Source organism: Pseudonocardia sp., from assembly GCF_025465255.1.
Lineage (GTDB): Bacteria > Actinomycetota > Actinomycetes > Mycobacteriales > Pseudonocardiaceae > Pseudonocardia.
The window spans coordinates 1-4,149 of sequence record NZ_JAODNI010000139.1 but is presented as its reverse complement, the minus strand read 5'-3'; the positions used below and the strand labels follow the sequence as shown (position 1 = coordinate 4,149).

Below are 4,149 nucleotides of genomic sequence, written 5' to 3'. Positions count from 1 at the left end.
GTCCTGATGGGCTTCGACTACCCGATCGGCACCTACACGGTCGTCTCGCTGGTCGTCATCGTCCCGGCCCTCGTCGCCGGCTGGTTCGCCGTCCGCAAGCGGGTCCTCGCCGTCGCGGCCGAGCGGGAGGGCTTCACGGGCGGCTACCCGGTGCGGGCCGACCGCCCCGTCGACGAACCCGGGCCCGGGGACTGAGGTCCGCCGCACGCCCTCCCGGGCCGGGCTCGTACGCTGGAGCACATGGCACGAGTCCGGCCCGGGGAGGCGGCGAACCCCGCACCCCCCACGGTGCAGCGGATCCGCGTGCGCTTCGCCAAGCGGGGCCGGCTCCGCTTCCTGTCCCACCGCGACGTCGCACGCAGCGTCGAGCGGGCCGTCCGCCGGTCCGGCGTCCCGGTGTCGCACTCCCACGGCTTCAGTCCGCACCCCCGCATCTCGTGGGTCGGGGCGGCGCCCACCGGATCGGCGAGCGAGGCCGAGTACTTCGAGATCGGGCTGACCCGTCCGGTCGAACCGGAGATCGTCCGTTCGGCGCTGGACGCGGTGCTCCCGGTCGGGCTGGACATCCTCGAGGCCGTCGTCGCCACCCCGCCCTCGCTGGCGGACCGGATCGACGCGAGCTCCTGGTCGATCGAGCTCCCCGGTGTCGCACCGGCCGCGGCGCGCGCGGCGCTCGACGCCTTGCTGGCCCGGGAGACGTTGATCGTGGAACGTGTCACGCCGAACGGGAGACGCCAGGTCGACGTGCGTGCGGCGCTCGTCTCCGCGTCCGTCTCCGACGGCTCCACGGGCCCGGCGGACGACGACGGCAACACCGGTGTCACACCTGAAGTGGGCGCTTCGTCCGCCGAATGTGCGATACTGGGGGCGGTCGTACGGCAGACGACACCCGCCGTTCGACCCGACGACGTGTTGGGTGCACTCGACGTTGTCGCAGGGCTGAAGCCACCGGTGCCCGCGAAGGCGACCCGGATGGCCCAGGGCCTGCTCGACGACCGGGGTGCCCTCGCCGATCCTCTCGGTCCTGGCCGGGTCACCGCCCAGGCTTGACCGCCGGTTCGGTGCGTCGCCGGTCCGCCACCGGGCCGGTGACGAAGCTCGTGGCACGCCGTCGAGCACCGCTGGCTAGCTGTCCACAGGATTGCTCCCCCCGCACCGCGTGGGGAGAGAACGCGTACGGCCCCTGCGCGGCCGCCTTCTCACCCGAGGGCGCCCGGGGGCGAAGGAGCTGAATGTCGATCAACGATGCGCCTACCGGGGATTCCGGTGGGCCTGTCCCCCTGCCCGAGCTGCCCGAGAAGCTGCGGGTGCACGCCCTCGCGAAGCTGATCGGACGCACGAGCAAGGAGGTGCTCGCCGCGCTCGTCGATCTCGGCAACGCGGCGCGCAGCGCCCAGTCCAGCGTCGACCGGAAGACGGCCGAGCAGGTCGTCTCGGCCCTCGTGCCGGACTCCGGCGGCGCCGCCGCGCCGGAGAGCCCGGTCCTCGCGGAGAGCCCGGCCGGCCCGGTAGTCGAGGAGGGGGCGCCGGTCGCCGAGTCCGCCGCGGCCCCCGCCGAGGAGGTGGAGGACGCCGCCGCGCCCGCGGAGAAGACCGGCGCGCTGGCGCCGCTGTTCGCGCCGCCGGCCCCCGTCTTCCAGCCGCCCGCGGCCAAGCCCGCCCGCTCGCGCCGCAAGGCCGCCGAGCCCGTCGAGGAACCCGCCGCCGAGACGCCCGCCGTGCCCGCCCCCGCCCCGGAGGAGGAGGCCGAGGCGCCCTCGGCCACCGGCCCCGAGGACGCGGACCAGGACCAGGACTCCGACGAGGACAGCCGTCGCCGTCGTCGTCGCGGACGCCGTGGCCGCGGCCGCGGCAAGGGTCAGGACGAGGAGAACGGCGAGTCGGACTTCGCCGACGAGCAGGCCGAGAGCACGGCGGACGCCGGCCCCGAGCCGGCCGCCGCCGAGCAGGACGCCGAGGACTCGGACGACTCCGAGGACACCGAGGACGAGACCGACGGCGCGGACGCCGGCGGCTCGCGTCGTCGTCGTCGCCGGCGCCGTCGCAAGGGCTCCGGGGACGGGGACGACCGCACGGACGACGACCCGCCCAACACCGTCACCCGGGTCCGGGCGCCGCGGGAGACCCGCGAGCGCGAGCGGGACACCCGGGACGACTCGGACGACGGCGTGCAGAGCGTCCGCGGATCCACCCGGCTCGAGGCCAAGCGCCAGCGCCGCCGGGACGGCCGGGACGCCGGGCGCCGCCGCGTCCCGATCCTGTCCGAGGCCGAGTTCCTGGCCCGCCGGGAGAGCGTCGACCGCACGATGGTCGTCCGCCAGCATGGTTCGCGCACCGAGATCGGCGTGCTCGAGGACGACATCCTCGTCGAGCACTTCGTGGCCAGCGCCGGCTCCGGTGGGAACGACAAGACCGGCAACACCAGCAAGTCGATCGTCGGCAACATCTACCTGGGCCGCGTGCAGAACGTGCTGCCCAGCATGGAGGCGGCGTTCGTCGACATCGGGCGCGGCCGCAACGCCGTGCTCTACGCCGGCGAGGTGGACTGGGACGCGGCCGGGCTCAACGGCAAGGCCCGGCGCATCGAGCAGGCCCTGAGCAGCGGCGACAGCGTCCTCGTGCAGGTCACGAAGGACCCGATCGGGCACAAGGGCGCGCGGCTGACCACGCAGATCAGCCTGGCCGGCCGGTTCCTCGTCTACGTGCCGTCCGGCGGCGCCGCGGGGATCAGCCGCAAGCTGCCCGACATCGAGCGCAAGCGGCTCAAGGACATGCTCAAGGAGATCGTCCCCAGCGAGGCCGGGGTGATCATCCGCACCGCGTCCGAGGGCGTCAGCCACGAGGCGCTGGAGCGCGACGTGCGTCGGCTGCAGGCGCAGTGGGAGGTCGTCAAGGAGAAGTCCGAGAAGACCGGCCCGAACAAGCCCAAGGCCCCGACGCTCCTGTACGAGGAGCCGGACCTGCTGCTCAAGGTCGTGCGGGACCAGTTCAACGAGGATTTCACCTCGCTGGTCGTCTCCGGCGACGAGGCCTGGGAGACCGTGTCCGCCTACATCGGGCACGTCGCGCCCGAACTGAAGGAACGGCTGCACCGCCACGTGGGACCCAAGGACGTCTTCGCCGAGTACCGGATCGACGAGCAGCTGCTCAAGGCCCTGGACCGCAAGGTCTGGCTGCCCTCGGGCGGCACGCTGGTGATCGACCGGACCGAGGCGATGACCGTCGTCGACGTCAACACCGGCAAGTTCACCGGTTCCGGGGGCAACCTCGAGGAGACCGTCACCCGGAACAACCTGGAGGCGGCGGAGGAGATCGTCCGCCAGCTCCGGCTCCGGGACATCGGCGGCATCATCGTCATCGACTTCATCGACATGGTGCTCGAGGCCAACCGGGACCTGGTCCTGCGCCGGCTCACCGAGTGCCTGGCCCGGGACCGCACGCGGCACCAGGTCGCCGAGGTCACCTCGCTCGGCCTGGTCCAGATGACCCGCAAGCGGGTCGGGGGCGGGCTGCTCGAACATTTCTCCGCGCCCTGCGAGCACTGCCGGGGCCGGGGTGTCGTGATCACGACGGACCCGGTGGAGCAGGCGCGCCAGGACCACGGGTACGGCTCGACCAACGGCCAGGCGAACGGCTCCGACAGCGGGTCGGGCAGCGGCGAGGGCGGCGGACGCCGCCGGAACCGCGGCCGCAGGGGCGGGGACCAGGACCAGGACCAGGACCGCACGCCGGCCCCGGCCGAGGAGGCCCCCGTCGAGAAGGCGCCGGCCGAGACGGTGAACGAGGTGACCACGCCGGACGTGGTCGCCGGTGCCGCCGCGAGCCGCACCGCGGAGAAGGCCGCCGAGGCCGAGGCCGAGACCGAGACCGCCCTCCCGGCGGTCGAGGACCCGCGGGTCGAGGACACGCCCGTCGCTCCGGCGCAGGCGCAGGAGGCCCCGTCGGAGGAGGCGCCCTCGCGCGGCCGGCGGCGCAGCCGTCGCCGCGACGAGCGGGCCGAGGTGCCGGTCGACGCCGAGAACGGTGCCGTCGAGGCCGCGGAGTCCGCGGCCCCGAGCGCTCCCGTGCCCGACGCCGCCGCGCCGGCCGAGGCCCCCGCCACCGGCGGGAGCCTCAACGGGCACTCCCACGTCCCGGCCGCCGAGCCGG

3 protein-coding genes are annotated in these 4,149 nt (G+C 74.4%); all 3 read left to right on the top strand.

What is annotated here, in order from left to right; all coding sequences use genetic code 11:
• Positions 1-195 (top strand): hypothetical protein (locus JWP64_RS16845; RefSeq protein WP_297497845.1); only part of this gene is annotated, 195 nt, incomplete at its 5' end.
• A gap of 45 nt (positions 196-240) precedes the next feature.
• Positions 241-1,050 (top strand): TIGR03936 family radical SAM-associated protein, encoded by an 810-nt coding sequence (locus JWP64_RS16840; protein WP_297497843.1) that lies wholly within the window; start codon positions 241-243, stop codon positions 1,048-1,050.
• 182 nt (positions 1,051-1,232) lie between these two features.
• Positions 1,233-4,149 (top strand): translation initiation factor IF-2 N-terminal domain-containing protein (locus tag JWP64_RS16835; protein WP_297497840.1); only part of this gene is annotated, 2,917 nt, incomplete at its 3' end.

Excerpts from the sequence above, each read along its gene's own strand:
- JWP64_RS16840 (WP_297497843.1), top strand. The coding sequence starts at position 241 with ATGGCACGAGTCCGGCCCGGGGAGGCGGCGAACCCCGCACCCCCCACG.